Origin of the sequence: Nonomuraea sp. N2-4H (assembly GCF_045291505.1) — a bacterium.
In the GTDB taxonomy this organism is placed as follows: domain Bacteria; phylum Actinomycetota; class Actinomycetes; order Streptosporangiales; family Streptosporangiaceae; genus Nonomuraea; species Nonomuraea fastidiosa.
Window position 1 is genome coordinate 2,977,475 of record NZ_CP147987.1, and the last position, 16,237, is coordinate 2,993,711.

Consider the following 16,237-nt stretch of genomic DNA (forward strand, 5'->3'; position numbering starts at 1 on the left):
TTACTCCCTTTCCTGTGAGTGCTGTCATGACGGGGGACTGAACAGCCGCAGGCCGGCGCGCTCCGGCCGCACGTCGGGGGTGCCGTCTGTCGGCGGGGGAGGCGTGGCGATCGCGGTCTCGTCGACGGTGATGCCGAGGCCCGGCGAGTCGCCCAGGACGAACGCGCCGTCCTCGACGGTCACGTCCACCGAGATCCCGAGCGGCGGACGCAGGTCCTGCAGCTCGCTGACCAGGTGGTTCGGCACCGACGTGGCGGCGTGCAGCAGCCCGACCGGGGTGGTGCCGATCGGGCTGACCGGCAGGTCGTGGGCGTGCGCCAGCGTGGCGACGCGCAGGAAGTGGGTGACGCCCCATACGGCGGCGGCCTGGACGACGTCCACCGCGCCCGCGGCCAGCAGCGGCCGGTACTGGTCGAGGCCGGTGAGGTTCTCGCCCGTCGCGACCGAGGCGCGGACCCCGCGCCCGACGGCGGCCAGCCCTTCGGCGTCCCAGCGCCGTACCGGCTCCTCGATCCACGTCAGGTCGAGCGTGCGCTCCAGCTCGGCGACGTGCCTGACCGCCTGCTTGCGGTGCCAGGTCTCGTTCGCGTCGAGCATCAGCGCGGGCCGCGCGCCGCGCCCCGCCTCCGTCAGCACGTCGCGGACCAGCTCCAGGCGGCGCCGGTCGCGGTCGATGTCGAGCCCGCCCTTCAGCTTGGCCGCGCGCAGCCCGTGCCGGGCGTACTCCTGGTGCACGCAGACGAGCTCGTCGTCGGTGAGCGCGATGTCCAGCCCGGAGGCGTACGCGGGCACCCGCCGGTCGCGGCCCCCGAGCAGCCGCCACAGCGGTTCGCCCGCCGCCTGCGCCTTGATGTCCCACAGCGCGGTGTCGAACGCGCCGATGGCGCCGAACACCGCGCCCGCGTGGCCGGCCTTGAACGTCCGCCGCAGCATGCGGTCGTAAAGCGTGGTGACGGCGCGCGGATCCTCGCCCTCGATCGCCGGGAACACGGCGTCGAGGTGGGCGTGCGGCCCGAGGCCCACGCCGGTGATCCCCTCATCGGTGTCCACCAGGACGATCGGCACGGCCACGTTCCCGTCGGCGTGCACACCGTTGGCGTCCCCGACGGGGCGGCCCCACGCCTGCACCGTCGTCAACGTCCGATACCCCGAGATTCGCATGTCAGCCCTTCGTAGAGCCGGCGGTGACCCCGTCGGCGATCTGGCGCTGGAGGAACAGATAGATCAGCAGGACGGGTATCGCGGCGATGAGCACCCCTGAGGCGAACTGGGGGATGTTGTCGGAGTACTGCCCGCGCAGCGAAGTGACACCGACCATGAGCGTGCGGTGTTCCGGCGACGGCATCATCAGCAGCGCGATGAGCACGTCGTTCCAGCAGAACAGCGCGTCCAGGATGCCGACGGAGAGCAGGGCGGGAGCGCCGAGCGGGATCATGATCCGCCGGTAGACGCCGTAGGTGGAGTTGCCGTCGATGCGGGCCGCGTGCACGATGTCGGCCGGGATGGTCCGATAGTGGCTGGTCATAAGGAAGACCGTGAAGGGCAGGAACTGCGCGACGTACGCGAGGATCAGCCCCGGATAGGTGTCGATGAGCCCGGTGTCGGCCATCACCTTGACCAGCGGCACCATGATCACCTGGAACGGGATGAACAGCGCCGCCAGGCAGCCGAGGAACAGCGCCGACGAGCCGCGGAAGCGCAACTGGCTCAGCGCGAACCCGGCCATCGACCCGAGGAGCAGCAGCACCACCACCGACGCCGTGACCACGATGAGCGAGTTGGCGAAGTAGCGCGCCATGCCGACGCTGCTCCACGCCGCGGCGACGTTGTCGAGGTGCAGGCCACTGGCAGGGGAGAACCGGTCGAGGATGTACTCCCGCCGGGTCTTCACGGCCACGTTGGCGGTGAACACCAGGGGATAGATGGTGGCCAGGGCGAGCAGCGCCATCGGTACGGCGGCCAGCCACCGGCCCAGACGCAGGACGGGCATCAGTCCTCGCTCCCCGCCCTGCGCAGCAGCGCCACCTGCGCGACGCCGACCACGAGCATGATGAGGAACAGGACCGTGGAGGCCGCCGAGGCGAGCGCCGGGCGGTTCATCTGCCCCTGCTGGATCCACACGTAGAACTCCGGCAGGTACGTCGAGCCCTCCGGTCCTCCGCTGGTCATGATGTACAGCAGGCCGAACATGGACGTCAGCATTCCGATCATGGTGGTGACGACGACGAACTGGATGGTGCGCGACAGCCCCGGGATGATGACGTGCCAGATGATCCGCGGCAGCGACGCGCCGTCGATCCTGGCGGCGTCCAGCAGGGCGGCGTCGAGGGTGGAGAACCCGGCCAGGAAGACCACCAGCGCCATGCCGAACGTCGCCCAGATGTGCACGCCGATGACCGTGAACTTGGCCAGCGCGGGGTCGCCGAGCCAGTCGACGGGCCCGAGGCCGAAGGCGGCGAGCGCGGTGTTCAGCGGGCCGTCGTAGCCGAGCATCAGGTTGAAGATCGCGCCGACGATCACGGGGGAGAGCACGGCGGGGAAGAAGTAGACGCTGCGGAAGAACCGGTGGCCGGGCACCTTCAGATAGATGAACGTGGCCAGCAGGCCGGGGATCGCCACCGCGACCGGCAGCAGCAGCACGAGCAGCCCGACGTTGCCGAGCGCGGTGCGGAACAGCGGGTCGCCCAGCAGCTCGGCGTAGTTGTCGAAGCCGACGGGGGTGCCGTTGCGCTCGCCGTCGCCGGTGAAGGAGAAGTTGACGCCCAGCACCAGCGGCCACAGCCGCAGCGCCACGATGATGAGGACGGCCGGCGCCACCAGGACGAAGGGCGCCAGCCGCTCGGCCCTCGCTCCCCGCGGCAGCCCCGGCCGCCCGTGCCCGGTCCGGCCGGGGCGCAGCGCGGGTGAGGTCGTTCCGACCGGCACGGTCAGCTCGCCTCGTCCGCGGCGGCCAGCTGCCGTACGACGTCGTCCACACCGGCCGATCCGCTCAGCAGCTGCTGGGAGAGCCTGCCCATCAGGTCCAGGACCTTGCTGGACAGCGCGACGTGCAGCGCGGGCTTGCCGCTGGTGATCTGCGGCACGATCGCGGCGACGGCCGGTGCGTCCTGCGGGGCGGCGATGGTGGTGTCGGAGGTGATCGCGCCGGCGTCGGCGGAGAAGGCGGTCAGCGCGGCGGTCGAGGTCAGCGCCCGTACGAGGTCGGCGGCGAGCGCCGGATCCTTGGTCGTCTTGGCCACGCCGTAGCCGATGCCGCCGTCATAGGGCAGGACGGGCTCGGCATCGCCGGTGACGACGGGCGCGGTCATGACGCCGACGTTGTCCGGGCCGAGGAACTCGCCGAAGTCCTTCCAGTGGCCGACGTCCGACATCAGCCCGATCACGTGGGCGGCCTTGCCGGTGTCGAAGAGGGCGAAGGCGTCGTTGAACAGCGCGGTGGAGTTGGCGCCGTCGTTGTTCAGGCCGTCGTCCTCGGCCTGCTTCCAGAGCCGGAAGATCTCCTTGACGTGGGGCGAGGTCCAGTCGCGCTTGCCCGCGATCCAGTCGTCGTACTCCTTCGGCGTCAGGATGCCCGGTCCGAGCCCCGACATGAAGAACTGGATGCCGAAGCCCTCCTTGTTGCCGAGCGCGAAGCACCTGGCGCCGGTGGCCTTCTTGATGGCGGCGCAGCCGCGGACGAACTCCTCCCACGTCTTCGGCGGGTTCGCCGGGTCCAGCCCGGCCTTGGCGTAGATCGCCTTGTTGTAGTAGACGGGGTGGCCCTGCAGCGTCACCGGGGCGGCGTAGATCGTGCCGTCCTTGCTGAAGGCGTCCCAGCCGGCCAGCCGCTGCTTGTCGGGGGCCACGTACCGGTCGAGCGGCAGCAGCATGTCCACGCGGTCGCGCAGCTGCCCGCCGCCGTTGAAGAGCATGACGTCGGGGCCCTTGCCGGACTGAGCCGCCGTGCCCAGCAGCGTGTAGTACTGGTCGTACGGCTGGGCCACGAACTCGACGGTCACGTCGGGGTGCTTGGCGGCGAAGTCGGCCTTCGCCTTCTCGAGGTAGGACGCCACGCCCGGCTCGCCGGACTTCCAGTCCCAGACGACGAGCTTGTTCGTGGTGCTTTCGGATGAGGGCCGCGCCGGTGCGGCGCTTCCGCAGCCTGTCAGGGCCAGCCCGACGGCGAGCGCGGCCGCCCAGAGGCTTCGCTGCTTCATGGCTTCACTCCCCAGAGCGCGGTCGGCGTCCCCGGCCGCATGCCACGAAAACGTAACTCGTATGACGTATTACGTCAATGGGGGTGGCCTATACTGGCGGGGCGCCGCCCCGGCGGCGGCGCTGGTGTGGAGGGGGATATGACGGCGTCGCAGGAATCGCCCGGGGGCGTCTCGGTCCCGCCCGCGTGGGTGCGCAGGCCGGCCAATCTCGCCAGGGCGGTGACCGCGGAGCTGGTGGAGCGCATCGTGCGCGGCGTGCACCCGTCCGGCACGCCCCTGCCCCCTGAGCCCGTGCTGTGCGAGACGTTCGGGGTGAGCAGGACCGTCGTCCGCGAGGCGGTGAAGATCCTGCAAGAGAAGGGCCTGGTGCAGGTCAGGCAGGGCGCCGGCACCATGGTCACCCCGTCCACGTCGTGGGACATGCTCGACGAGCTCGTGCTCGCGGCCACGATTGACATGGACGAGAGCCTGGCGATCCTCGACGACCTCGTCGTCACGCGCCGCCTGCTCGAGTCCGACATGGCCTACCTCGCCGCCCGGCTGGCCGGCGAGGAGACCATCGAGAGGCTGCTCGCCCTGGTCGATCGCATGGACGAGCTGGTGGACGACCACGTCACCTACGCCGACCACGACCGGGCCTTCCACGATGTGATCATGCAGGCGTCCGGCAACCGCATCGCCAGGGCCGTCGTGCGCGCGCTGGAGAGCCAGGTCATCAACACCGCCCGCTACATGGGCGACCCCCAGCGCGCGCAGTGCGTGGCCTCCAACCAGGGCCATCGCCGCATCTACGAGCGCATCGCCGCGCACGATCCCGAGGGCGCGAGCGAGGCGATGTTCACGCACATCACCGAGGCGTGGCTGGTCCGCCGCAAGGCCTCCAGCGCCCCGGTGCGGTTGCAACGCTAGCCCCTGGCCTCCCGTCCCGACTGCCGCAGCGACATCACCGCCCAGGGCGCCAGCTTGACGTCGAGCTTCAGCACGCCGTCGTCGGGCACGGTCAGCGTGTACGCGCGCAGCGCGTCGGCCACCCTGCCCAGGTGCTCGCGCTGCGCCCTGGTGAGGTTGAGCGGCGCGCCGAGGGCGTACCACGCCTCGGCGACGTTGCCGTGCTCCCAGTCGAGCACCTCGACGAGGAACGTGCTGCCCGGCTCCAGGCCCTCGATCGTGTGGCGGATCCTGCGGCTCGGCCCGACGGCGGCCAGCTCGCGGGTCGCCGCGTACGTGCCGCGCGCGCTCAGCCCCTTCAGCCCCATGCCGTCCGGGTAGTTGAAGAACACCGCCGACACGGCCGAGGTGCGGCTGTCGCGGGTCACCACCCCGTCGGGCGTGGCGAGCAGCAGCCGGTCGCCGAGCCGCTCCAGCATGGTGAACGCGTGGTAGGTCGGCTTGTGGACGCCGTCCTCGTTGATCAGGCCGAACCCGCCGTGGAACGGTCCGATGCCGGCCCCGCCCTCCTCGAAGACGTCGGTGAACGTCCAGTAGGAGATCGAGTCGGCGAGGGACGCGCACTGCAGGTACGAGCGGGTGATGGAGGTGGCGGCGAACACGGTGTCGTGGATGAAGTCGCGCGACGACGGCGAGGTGGACCACTCGGTGATGTGGATCTCCGCGTCGGGGTAGGCGCTGTCGCGCAGCAGCGCGCGCAGCAGGGTCAGGTCGTCGTACGTGGCGTCGGCGTACCGGGTGATCTGCACCGCCTGGCCGTCGGCGCCGTAGGCGTAGTCGGTGGGGTAGAGGTGCGTGGAGACGAAGTCGACCGGCAGCTCGCGCTCGGCGCACCAGGCGAGGAAGTCCTCGATCCACACCGGCCGCCAGTCGAGGGCGTCCACGTCGGTCGCGGCGGCCGTCTCCACCATCGCCGAGCGGTCCTCGGTCTCGCCCTTGTAGCGGTCGTCCGGCACGAAGACGCTGGTGGAGGGGCCGCCCACCTTCAGCTCGGGGTCGATCGCCTTGATCGCCCGCACGGTGGCCTCGTACAGCTCGAAGTACTGGGTCTTGGTGCCGGTCCAGAAGTGGGGGACGAGGTTGGGCTCGTTCCACACCTCGAAGCGCCACCGGCGCACCTCGTCCAGGCCGTACCGATCGACCCAGTGCTCGACCGTCCTGGTGACGAGCTCGGCCCAGCGCGCCATGTCCTTGGGCGGGCTGCAGTGCGCCCGCCACCAGAACAGCGTCTCGGTCTGGGTGGCCAGCTCGCGCGGCATGAAGCCCAGCTCCACGAACGGGCGTACGCCCTGCTCCAGCAGGAAGTCGAAGACCTTGTCCACGTAGGAGAAGGTGTAGACGGGGGAGGGGAGCGGGCTGTTGGGGCCGAAGCCGCCGCCGTAGCTCTCCCGGTAGACGAACATGTCGTCGTGGAAGAGGCCGTGGAAACGCACGTACTTCACGTTGAGTGCGGCGGCCACCTCGGCGAACTGCCGCTGCCAGTCCGCGCGCAGGGCCTCGTTGGCCCGCCCGGCTCCGATGCAGGCGCTCCACACGTGCGGGAACGCGGTCTCGTCGCGCTCCTCGCCGTCGATGAGCAGCCGGGATGCGGGCACAGCGTCGCTCGTCATGGTCTCGCTTTCATTCGAATGAGCAGGAAAACAACAGGAGAGGGTTCAGCCCTTGACGGCGCCCACGGTCAGGCCCGACTGCCAGTACCGCTGCAGGCAGAGAAACGCGATGATCAGCGGGATGATCGTCAGCAGCGACGAGGTGATGACCAGGTTCTGCACGAGGGCGCCGTTGCCGGCCGACGAGCCGAGCTTGTTCCACTGGTTGATGCCGACGGTCAGCGGATACCAGTCGGGATCCTTCAGCATGATCAGCGGCAGGAAGTAGTTGTTCCAGATCGACACGAACGAGAACAGCAGCACGGTCACGCCCGCCGGGGCGAGCAGCGGCAGCGCGATCTGCAGGAACGTGCGGAACTCCCCGGCGCCGTCGATCTTCGCCGCCTCCAGCAGCCCGGTCGGCACGGCCTCGGCGGTGAACACCCACATCAGGTACAGCCCGAACGGGTTGATGAACGACGGGATGAGGATCGCCCACGGGGTGTCGGTCAGGCCGAGCTTGGCGAACAGCAGGAACTGCGGGATCGCCAGCGCGATGCCGGGCACCGAGATCGACCCCAGGATGACCAGCAGGAAGATCCGCTTGCCGGTGAAGTGCAGCTTGGCCAGCGCGTACCCGCCGAGCGCGGCCAGGAACGTGGAGACGGTCGCGCCCACCACGACGTACAGGACGGTGTTGAGCAGCCACCGCGAGAAGATCCCGTCCTGGTAGGTGAAGACCCCGACGATGTTGTCCCATAGCGCGAACTCGCGGCCGGGCGCCAGCCCGAACGTCGAGACGAAGTCCGCCTGCGACTTGGTCGCGTTGATGACCAGCCACACCAGCGGCAGCAGGCAGTAGAGCGTGAACAGTCCGGTCATCACGGTGAGCGTGGTGCTCTTGCGCGGGTTGTCCACCGTGTAGAGCCGGGGGCCCCGGCGGAGCGTCCTCGCCGCGGCCGGAGCGCTACTGGTCGCTTGCATTCCTCAGCCCTCTGATCTGTACGGCGTAGGCGACGGCGATCGTGATAGCCGCCATGACGAGCGCCAGCGCTGCCGCGTACCCCTGCTGCGAGCCGGTGAAGGCCAGGTTGTACGCGTACAGGTTCGGCGTGTAGAAGCTGGTGACGCCGCTGTTGGCCACCATCGTCGGCAGGATCTGCGGCTCGTTGAACATCTGGAACGTCCCGATGATCGAGAAGATCACGGTGACGACCAGGGAGCCGCGCAGCGCCGGCAGCTTGATCGAGCGGACGATCTGCCACTCGTTCGCCCCGTCGATCGCGGCCGCCTCGTACAGCTCGCGGGGGACCGCCTTGAGCGCGGCGTAGAAGATGAGCATGTTGAAGCCGGTGAACGCCCACGTCACCATCACGCCGATGGAGATGAGCGTGGTGTCGGGGGTGAACGGGTCGATGTCGGTGCCGAGGGCGTCGTTGAGGCTGCCGAACAGGCCGTACTTGACGCCGAGCAGGAACCCCCACATGAGGGTCGCCACGATTGCCGGCACCGCGTACGGCAGGAAGATCGTCACCCGCAGGAACCGCGCGCCGTGCAGCCGCCGGCTGTCCAGGGCGAGCGCCAGCGCCGTCGCGAGCAGCAGCATGATCGGCACCTGCACCAGCGTGAAGCCGGCGACGCGCCCGACGCCGTCCCAGAACTGCGGGTCTTGGAAGAGCTTGGTGTAGTTGTCCAGGCCGACGAAGACGTTGCCTCCGACCAGCTTGTCCTGGAAGAGGCTGAGGTAGGCGGCGTACGCGATGGGCACGATGAACACCAGCGCGAACAGCGCCGCGAAGGGCGCGATGAACGCCAGCCCGGTCTGCGACCGGCGCCGCCTGCGCGCCGGTGCGAGTGCCTGGGTCATGTCGGAGTTCCTTCCGGTTCCTGCCGGGGACGAGGCCCGCCCGTCCCCGGCACGAGTCCGCTAGTCCACCTGGAAGCCCTGCTCGTTGCCGTACTGGATGCAGCGCTGGCGCCACTGCTCCAGGATCTCGGCGAGCGAGCCCTGGCCCGAGGTGTAGTACGGCGAGGCCAGGTCGCCGTAGATCGAGCGCGCATACTCGAAGAACGGCGGGAACTGCCAGTCGGAGGGGACGATCTCCGTGGCCTCGGCCAGCACGGCGCCCACCTTCTGGTCGCCGAAGTACTCGTTGGGCTTGCCGGTGAAAGCTTCGTTCTCCAGCACCGAAAGGTTCGGCACGAACGCGCCGGCGTCGACGCGGGTCTGCAGGCCGTCGCCGTGCGTGAAGTACTCCAGGAAGGCGAAGGCCGCCTCCTTGTGCTCGGCCGCCGCGGGGATGCCGAAGGAGCTGCCGCCGTTCGCGGCGCCGACCTTCTGGCCCTTCTCCCACTGCGGCATCAGGGCCACCTTGAAGTCGCCCTTGGCCTCCGGCGCGCGTTCGGGAAGGGTCGAGGTCAGCCAGCCGCCCATGGTCTGGGTGGCGAGGGTGCCGTCGTTGAGCGCCCGGTTCCAGTCGTCCGACCAGCCGGTGATCTTGGTGTTGATCAGGCCCTCGTCCAGCATCTTCTGCCAGAACGCCACGGCCTTGGTGGTGCCGGGGTCGCTGAAGTCGATGTGCACCTTGGTGCCGTCCACCTTGAACGGGCGGCCGCCGGCCTGCCAGATGAGCGAGAGCAGGAAGAAGATGTCGCCGGTGTCCTGGGCGATGTAGTAGTCGTCGCCCAGCTTGCGGATCTTCTTGGCCGCCTCGTAGTACTCGTCCCACGTGGCCGGCGGCTCGTCGATGCCGGCCTTCTTCAGCGTGGCCTCGTTGTAGAACATCGCTGACGGCCCGTAGTCGGACGGCAGTGCGTAGACCTTGCCGTTGACCGTCACGTCGTTCCACGCGGCGGGCACGTAGTCGCTCTTCAGTTTGTCCGCGCCCAGCTCGCCGAGGTCGGTGAGCTTGCCGGGGACCGCGAAGTACGGCACCGCGAAGTACTCGAACATCACCAGGTCGGGCACGCCGGATCCGGCCTGGATGGCGTTGTCGAGCGCCTTGTACTCGTCCTGCGACGAGCCCGCGTTGACGACCTCGACCGTGATGTTCGGATGCGCGGCCTGGAAGCCGGGTACGGCGCGTTCGACGGTGCCGTCCCAGCTCCAGACGGTGATCTTGACCTTCTCGCCGCTGTCCGCGCCCTCGGCGCCCGCCGTGCTGGAGCCGCCCGAGCACGCGGTGAGCGCGAGCATGGGTGCGAGTGCCGCGCAGAGGAGCTTGAGCTTCCGGGAGAGCCGCATGGGGTCTCGCCTCTCGTCCTGAGCCGGTTACGAAATTATTTCGCAACATGTTCGGTGTTGCGAGGACATTAGGTGTCCTGTCTGTCCGGTGTCAACGGGTAAATCACGATGCGATCCAGGGAGTCCGAGGCACGTGGTAGGTTGCGAAATAATTTCGTAGAGCCTGAAGGGAGCCCTGGATGGGACGGCGAGGTCGTTCCGAGCGCGTCACCCTGGCCGACGTCGCCCGGTTGGCCGGCGTCTCGCCGACGACGGCCTCGAAGGTGCTCAACGGCCGCAGCGACGTGGGCGCGAAGACCCGCGAGCTGGTGCTGGGCGTCATGGCCGAGATCGGCTACAAGCCCACGGCGGCGCGGCACGAACGGCCCCGCGACAACACGCTGGTCACGGTGCTCGACATCGTCGAGTCCCGGTATGCGGGGACGGTGCTCCAGGGCATACTGAAGGCCGCGACCGCGGCGCAGGCCGAGCTGCTGCTGCGCCTGCCGCCCAGCGAGCCGGTCAGCACCAGCCGCGCGGCGGCCCGCTCCTGGCTGGAGGATCAGAAGGCGTCCGGAGTCGTCGGTCTCATCGCGCTGGCCGTCGCCGTACCCGACCCCGTGATCGAGGCGGCCGAGGACGTCGAGCTGCCCATCGTCACCATCGATCCCATCGACACCACCGAGTCGCGCTTGGTCAGCATCGGCTCCACCAACTGGGCGGGCGGCCGCTCGGCGACCGAGCACGTCATCAAGCTCGGCCACCGCCGCATCGGCTGGATCGGCGGCCCGCTCGGCTCGGCCCCCTCATTGGAACGTTTTCACGGCTACCAGGCCGCGCTCGACTCGGCCGGCATCACGCCAGACCGCGCGCTCATCCGGCACGAGGCGTTCGCCGTCGAGGCCGGGCAGCGGCACGGCCGCGAGCTGCTCACGCTCCCCGACCGGCCGACCGCCATCGTCGCGGGCAACGACGAGATAGCGGTCGGCGTGCTGGCCGCGGCCGGTGAGCTGGGCATCTCCGTGCCCGGCGAGCTGTCGGTGACCGGCTTCGACGACACCCCGCAGACGCAGTGGACCACCCCGCGCCTGACGTCCGTCCATCAGCCGCTGGTCGGCATGGGCAGGATGGCCGTCGAGACCGTGCTCGGCATGGCCGAGGGCGTGCAGCCCGCCTCCCGGCATCTGCAGCTCGCGACGAGCCTCAGCATCCGCGACTCGACCGGGCCCGCTCCGTCCTGATCACCTGGTCAGTCACAGTTCGGTCATCACCGAAATTTACTCTTGTTTTTCGCGAACGTTATCGCTTACGTTGTCGTCGCAAACGTAACCGATAACGATTGCACCGAGTGAGGCGGTATGGCCGTGGGCGGCGGTTCGCCCGTGACGATGAGTGACGTGGCTAGACTGGCGGGCGTCTCCACCACAACGGTCTCACGCGTGGTCAACGGGCGGTACGGCGTGAGCGCCAGCACCATCGCCCAGGTCCGCTCGGCGATCGAACGGCTCGGCTACGAGTCGAGCCTGGTGGCCTCCAGCCTGCGGCGCCGCAAGACGGACGTGCTGGGGCTGGTGACGCACAGCTTCCAGTCCTACACGGCCGAAGTGCTCAAGGGCGTGATGGACGCGCTGCGCCAGTCCGGCCTCGACCTGATCATCTACGCCGACAGCGACCTGTACGGCACGTACGCGGAAGGCTGGGAGCAGCGGCACCTGTCCCGCCTCGCGGGCACGCTCACCGACGGGTGCATCGTGGTCACGCCCTCGGGCGAGATCCGCAGCAGCACACCCGTCGTCGCCATCGATCCCGCCACCGACTCGACGGTGCCCTCGGTCACCGCCGCCAACTTCGAAGGCGCGACCGCCGTGGTGGAGCACCTCATCGAGCTCGGGCACCGGCGTATCGGCTTCATCGCGGGCCGCTCGGAACTGGTCGCCTCCCGCTCCCGCGAGGAGGGCTACCTCCAGGCGCTGGCCCGCGCCGGCATCCCCGCCGACCCGGCGCTGATCGCGAAGGGCGACTTCCACCCCGGCTCCGCCGCGCCGCTCGCGCGGGCACTGCTGGAGCGGCCCGACCGGCCGACGGCGATCTTCGCGGCGAACGACGACATGGCGCTGACGACCCTGGAGGTCGCGAAGGACCTCGGGCTCAGCGTGCCCGGCGACCTGTCGGTGGCCGGGTTCGACGACATCCCGGAGGCCGCGCTGGCAGAACCCGCGCTCACGACGGTCGACCAGTCGGTCTACCGGCTCGGCTACGAGGCCGCCCGCATGCTCAAGGCGCTCGTACGCGGCGAGTGGGACGGCCCCCACCAGATCGTGTTACCGGCCCGCCTGGTCGTGCGCCGCTCCACCGCACCACCGAGAGCGGCGATGTGACCACGTTCGGTAACGAAGGCCCGCGCACCTGACACCCGCGGCCACGGGAGTCAGGTGGGCAAGCGGATCCACACGACGGATTGGAGGTGCGAAGCACACCAACCATCAAGTGTCCATCGCACGAATCAGGCCGACCAGCACAGCGTCAACCACGGTCGGCCATCAAGGGAGTTTTTGCATGCCTTCTTTACTTTATCACGGCAGGTCACGCCACCCAGGCGTGCTGAGGATCACCGCCGCGATCACCGCGGGGCTCATCGCGATCGCCGCCGCGGTCCTCGCACCGCGCCCGGCCCATGCCGCCACACCGTGGCTGGACGTCTCCGACGACCGCTACGCATCGTTCACCGTCCCGGTCTCGGAGGTCGAGGCGGAGGCGGGCGGCTCGGTCTCGCAGGTCCTCATCGAGGGCAACTTCGGCCCCTCCTTCACGTGGGCGCAGTTCGGCCTGACCCTGCGCGGGCAGGCGTTCACCGGCGTGCTCGGCCCGCTGCCGCCCGGCCTGTACACGTACCAGGTCACGGTCAACGGGACCAAGGGGCTGAAGGACCCGACGAACGGCACCCGCGTCGCCTCCAAGCCGCTGTGGAGCACGTTCTTCGTGCCGGGTGACGAGGCCGCGCTGCTCGCCGACGTGCCCGAGGGGCAGGGCGGCAACGTCGAGACCCTCGCCTACGGCAGCGGCGGCGAGCAGCGTTCCGCCCTGGTCTGGACGCCGCGCGGCTACACCGGCAAGGGCAAGAAGCTGCCGGTGCTGTACCTCAACTCCGGGAACGGCATCGCCGCGAGCGACTGGCTCGACCTCGGCAGGGCCAAGCAGATCCTCGACAACCTCTCCGCCCGCAAGGCCATCGAGCCCATGGTGGTCGTCTTCAGCGACGGCGAGGCCGGCAAGGAGCTGCGCACGGCGGTCGCCGACCGCTACAACGTGCACGGCGGCCCGGCGCACCAGGCCATCGCCGGCGCGGGCGAGGGCGGGTCGCAGGCGCTGCGCGCCGCGCTCGGCCACCCCGCCGAGTACGACTACGCCGGCTCGTTCTCGGGCCTGCTGACCGAGGCGAACGGCCCCGCCCGCAACCTCAAGCTGCTGCGCCTCTACACGGGCAACGTGACGGACCCCGCGTACAACGCGACCGTCAAGCTGACGAAGGCGCTGGACCGCGCCCGCGTCAAGTACGAGTTCGACGGCGTGAACCCCGACGCCGGTGCGAACTGGAACGCCTGGCAGGAGAACCTGATCGACTTCCTGCCGCGGCTGTTCCGCAACGTGCGCGACCACGGCCCGAGCAAGGGGCACGGGAAGCTGAAGGGTGAGTTCACCCCGCCGCCGCCCGGCACCACGCCGACGCCGTTCCTGAGCGACGACGGGTTCGTCACGTTCGAGACCACGACCGAGTTCGCGAACGCCCAGCAGGTCACGGTGTGGGCGAACTGGGCTCCCGGCGGAAGCTGGCTGCGCGTCCCGCTCGCCAAGGCGGGGGACCGCTGGCGCGGCACCGTCGGCCCGCTGGAGCCGTGGTTCTACCACTACCGGCTGATCGTGGACGGCACCGCGGTCAAGGACACCTCCAACCCGACGAAGGTCACCTCCGAGCCCACCTGGAGCACGTTCCTCATCGAGGGCGAGCGTTCCAGGCTGCTCACCGACGTGCCCGAGGGCAAGGGTGGCAAGGTCGAGGAGCTGACCTACCACAGCAACGTCGTGAACCAGGAGCGGACCTCGCTGGTGTGGACTCCGCCGGGCTACGACCCCGACCGCGCGGAGCCGTACCCGGTGTTCTTCCTCCAGCACGGCGGCGGCCAGAGCTACACCGACTGGACCGAGATGGGCCGGGCCAAGCAGATCCTCGACCATCACTTCCTGGACGGCAACCTCGTCCCGATGGTCGTGGTGATGAGCAACGGCAACGTCCCGGACTTCAACGCCGAGCTGCTGGAGAACGTCGTCCCGGCGGTCCAGGCCCGCTACAACGTCTCCGACGACCCGTCCCAGCAGGCCCTCGCCGGCCTGTCGATGGGCGGCGGCCAGACGTACGGCGTGCTCAAGGCGCATCCCGGCAGGTTCGCCTACATCGGGGTGTTCTCGGCCGGGTTCGGCAGCGCCGAGGGCGTCGACGCCGAGGCGATCAACCGCGGCACCAAGATGCTGCGGCTGTACATCGGCGACCAGACGGACTTCGTCTACCCGTCGTTCCAGGACACCCTGGCCACGCTGGACCGGCTCGGCATCCGCTACGAGTTCGACGGCGTGACCCCCGGCCCGCACGGCTGGGACGTCTGGCAGAAGAACCTCATCGATCTGGCACCACGCCTGTTCAAGCGCTGAGCACGGCGTCCCGGCCGGGCAGTGACCGGCCGGGATCGTGTTAGCGCTCACACGAGGACCGGCGAAGGACGGGGCACGGACGCCATTCGTGCCCCGTCCACGCCGATCACTCCGCCCCACCGGTGGCGCACCACCCCCGCGTGCGCCGCGATCGCAAGGAAACACACATGAAGAAGACACGGCTCTCCACTGCGGCGATCATGCTCGCCGCCGCGACCGCACTCGCGGGCTGCGCCCCCGACCTCGGTGGCGGCACGGGCACGAACGGCACCGACGGCACCAACGGCGCGACCGCCGCAAGCGGCGGCGACAGCGCGAGCAACTGCACCAACACCATCCCCAAGAAGGACCTGCCGGTCGTCACGATGTGGGGCTGGTACCCGAACATGCAGCTCGTCGTCGACAACTTCAACAAGCAGAACAGCGAGGTGCAGGTCTGCTGGACCAACGTCGGCCAGGGCAGCGACGAGTACGACAAGTTCCAGACGGCCATCGCGGCGGGCACCGGGGCACCCGACGTGATCATGATCGAGATGGACCGCATCCCGACCTTCCAGATCCAGAACGCGCTCGTCGACATCAAGCAGTACGGCTACGAGTCCGTCAAGGACAACTACAGCGAGGGCGCGTGGAAGGACGTCTCGGTCGGTGACGCGGTCTACGGCGTGCCGGTGGACGGCGGCCCGGTCGCGATGATCTATCGGAAGGACATCTTCGACAAGTACGACATCAAGCCGCCGAAGACCTGGGCCGAGTACGAGCAGGCCGCCCAGAAGGTCAAGGACGCGGGCGGCCCGGCGTTCGGCGACTTCGCCGCCAACGTCTCGGCGCTCACCATGGCGCTGCAGATCCAGAAAGGCGCCAAGCCGTTCACCTACGACCCGGCGCAGAAGGACACGATCGGCATCAAGCTGAACGACCAGGCGTCCAAGGACGTGCTCGAATACTGGGGGCGGCTGGCGAAGAAGGGCCTGGTCGGCACGCAGGACCAGTTCACGCCCGAGTACATCTCCGGCGTCATCAACGGCAAGTACGCCACCTACATCTCGGCGGCCTGGGCGCCCGGCTACCTCACCGGCGCCGGCGTCGGCAAGGGCGAGGACACCGGCAAGTTCGCCGTCGCGCCGCTGCCGCAGTGGGACCCCGACAACCCGGTGCAGGTGAACTGGGGCGGCTCGGCCTTCTCGGTGACCAGCCAGGCCAAGAACCCCGAGCTGGCGGCGAAGGTCGCCTACGGGCTCTACGCCGACAACGAGTCGCTCACCGACGGCTGGACCAACCAGATCATCTTCCCGCTGAACCTCAAGGCGCTGAAGGACCCCGCGTTCGAGGAGCTGAAGGTCGAGTTCTTCGACGGCCAGCAGGCCAACAAGGAAGTGTACGTCCCGGCGGCCAACGCCTATCAGGGCATGACGTACGCGCCGTTCGGCCAGTACTACTTCGACGCCATGACCAAGCAGGTCAGCGCGCTCATCGACGGCTCCGTCACCGCATCGGAGGCCGCCGACAAGCTGCAGGAGGACGTCACCCGCTACGCCAAGGAGCAGGGCTTCACCGTCCAGTGACGCCACGCCGTG

The 16,237-nt window shown here is 69.2% G+C and carries 13 protein-coding genes; 5 read left to right on the forward strand and 8 right to left on the reverse strand.

Going from position 1 to position 16,237, the window contains the following annotated elements; genetic code table 11:
• Window positions 1-24 precede the first annotated feature (24 nt).
• Genes WBK31_RS13645 through WBK31_RS13660 form a run of 4 tightly spaced genes read right to left on the reverse strand, consistent with a single transcriptional unit; the run spans window position 25 to window position 4,196 of the window.
• Window positions 25-1,128 carry a mandelate racemase/muconate lactonizing enzyme family protein gene (locus tag WBK31_RS13645; RefSeq protein WP_406675493.1) on the reverse strand — a complete coding sequence of 368 codons (1,104 nt, stop codon included), beginning with the start codon at window positions 1,126-1,128 and terminating at the stop codon, window positions 25-27.
• Window positions 1,129-1,162: 34 nt separating this feature from the next.
• Window positions 1,163-1,990, reverse strand: coding sequence for a carbohydrate ABC transporter permease (locus WBK31_RS13650; RefSeq protein ID WP_364050239.1), 828 nt, complete (start codon window positions 1,988-1,990; stop codon window positions 1,163-1,165).
• A complete protein-coding gene (locus WBK31_RS13655; protein WP_364050242.1) occupies window positions 1,990-2,925 on the reverse strand; it encodes a sugar ABC transporter permease in 936 nt (311 codons plus the stop codon). Before WBK31_RS13655 ends, WBK31_RS13650 begins: the two co-directional genes overlap by 1 nt.
• Window positions 2,926-2,927: 2 nt before the next feature.
• Window positions 2,928-4,196, reverse strand: a complete 1,269-nt coding sequence (locus WBK31_RS13660; protein WP_364050245.1) for an extracellular solute-binding protein — start codon at window positions 4,194-4,196, stop codon at window positions 2,928-2,930.
• Window positions 4,197-4,334: 138 nt separating this feature from the next.
• Here WBK31_RS13660 and WBK31_RS13665 point away from each other — a divergent pair, with 138 nt between their 5' ends.
• On the forward strand, window positions 4,335-5,105 hold the full coding sequence (locus WBK31_RS13665; RefSeq protein ID WP_364050248.1) for a FadR/GntR family transcriptional regulator: 771 nt from the start codon (window positions 4,335-4,337) through the stop codon (window positions 5,103-5,105).
• Here the strand turns inward: WBK31_RS13665 and WBK31_RS13670 are convergent.
• From WBK31_RS13670 to WBK31_RS13685, 4 genes are read right to left on the reverse strand one after another with little or no spacing between them, the layout of a single operon-like run.
• The gene (locus tag WBK31_RS13670) at window positions 5,102-6,754 is read right to left on the reverse strand and encodes a GH39 family glycosyl hydrolase (RefSeq protein ID WP_406674951.1); all 1,653 of its coding nucleotides are present in this window, start codon (window positions 6,752-6,754) and stop codon (window positions 5,102-5,104) included. The genes WBK31_RS13665 and WBK31_RS13670 overlap by 4 nt on opposite strands.
• Before the next feature lie 45 nt (window positions 6,755-6,799).
• Window positions 6,800-7,717: a carbohydrate ABC transporter permease gene (locus WBK31_RS13675; protein ID WP_364050254.1), complete on the reverse strand. Its 918-nt coding sequence runs from the start codon at window positions 7,715-7,717 to the stop codon at window positions 6,800-6,802.
• On the reverse strand, window positions 7,701-8,600 hold the full coding sequence (locus tag WBK31_RS13680) for a sugar ABC transporter permease (RefSeq protein ID WP_364050257.1): 900 nt from the start codon (window positions 8,598-8,600) through the stop codon (window positions 7,701-7,703). Before WBK31_RS13680 ends, WBK31_RS13675 begins: the two co-directional genes overlap by 17 nt.
• Before the next feature lie 60 nt (window positions 8,601-8,660).
• Complete coding sequence (locus WBK31_RS13685) at window positions 8,661-9,977, reverse strand: ABC transporter substrate-binding protein (protein WP_406674952.1); 1,317 nt, start codon at window positions 9,975-9,977, stop codon at window positions 8,661-8,663.
• Window positions 9,978-10,156: 179 nt separating this feature from the next.
• On the opposite strand from WBK31_RS13685, the gene WBK31_RS13690 reads away from it, so the two are divergent.
• The 4 genes from WBK31_RS13690 to WBK31_RS13705 all read left to right on the forward strand — a co-directional run bounded on the left by WBK31_RS13690 (window position 10,157) and on the right by WBK31_RS13705 (window position 16,225).
• Entirely contained in the window at window positions 10,157-11,197 is a 1,041-nt protein-coding gene (locus WBK31_RS13690; protein ID WP_364050263.1) for a substrate-binding domain-containing protein, read from the forward strand.
• 156 nt (window positions 11,198-11,353) lie between these two features.
• Entirely contained in the window at window positions 11,354-12,334 is a 981-nt protein-coding gene (locus WBK31_RS13695) for a LacI family DNA-binding transcriptional regulator (RefSeq protein ID WP_364050266.1), read from the forward strand.
• A gap of 178 nt (window positions 12,335-12,512) precedes the next feature.
• Window positions 12,513-14,660, forward strand: a complete 2,148-nt coding sequence (locus tag WBK31_RS13700; protein WP_406674953.1) for an alpha/beta hydrolase — start codon at window positions 12,513-12,515, stop codon at window positions 14,658-14,660.
• A gap of 167 nt (window positions 14,661-14,827) precedes the next feature.
• A complete protein-coding gene (locus WBK31_RS13705; RefSeq protein ID WP_406674954.1) occupies window positions 14,828-16,225 on the forward strand; it encodes an ABC transporter substrate-binding protein in 1,398 nt (465 codons plus the stop codon).
• The last annotated feature ends 12 nt before the right edge of the window (window positions 16,226-16,237 follow it).

Excerpts from the sequence above, each read along its gene's own strand:
- WBK31_RS13685 (WP_406674952.1), bottom strand. The coding sequence starts at position 9,977 with ATGCGGCTCTCCCGGAAGCTCAAGCTCCTCTGCGCGGCACTCGCACCC.
- WBK31_RS13705 (WP_406674954.1), top strand. The coding sequence starts at position 14,828 with ATGAAGAAGACACGGCTCTCCACTGCGGCGATCATGCTCGCCGCCGCG.
- WBK31_RS13700 (WP_406674953.1), top strand. The coding sequence starts at position 12,513 with ATGCCTTCTTTACTTTATCACGGCAGGTCACGCCACCCAGGCGTGCTG.
- WBK31_RS13680 (WP_364050257.1), bottom strand. The coding sequence starts at position 8,600 with ATGACCCAGGCACTCGCACCGGCGCGCAGGCGGCGCCGGTCGCAGACC.
- WBK31_RS13665 (WP_364050248.1), top strand. The coding sequence starts at position 4,335 with ATGACGGCGTCGCAGGAATCGCCCGGGGGCGTCTCGGTCCCGCCCGCG.
- WBK31_RS13650 (WP_364050239.1), bottom strand. The coding sequence starts at position 1,990 with ATGCCCGTCCTGCGTCTGGGCCGGTGGCTGGCCGCCGTACCGATGGCG.
- WBK31_RS13690 (WP_364050263.1), top strand. The coding sequence starts at position 10,157 with ATGGGACGGCGAGGTCGTTCCGAGCGCGTCACCCTGGCCGACGTCGCC.
- WBK31_RS13670 (WP_406674951.1), bottom strand. The coding sequence starts at position 6,754 with ATGACGAGCGACGCTGTGCCCGCATCCCGGCTGCTCATCGACGGCGAG.
- WBK31_RS13660 (WP_364050245.1), bottom strand. The coding sequence starts at position 4,196 with ATGAAGCAGCGAAGCCTCTGGGCGGCCGCGCTCGCCGTCGGGCTGGCC.
- WBK31_RS13675 (WP_364050254.1), bottom strand. The coding sequence starts at position 7,717 with ATGCAAGCGACCAGTAGCGCTCCGGCCGCGGCGAGGACGCTCCGCCGG.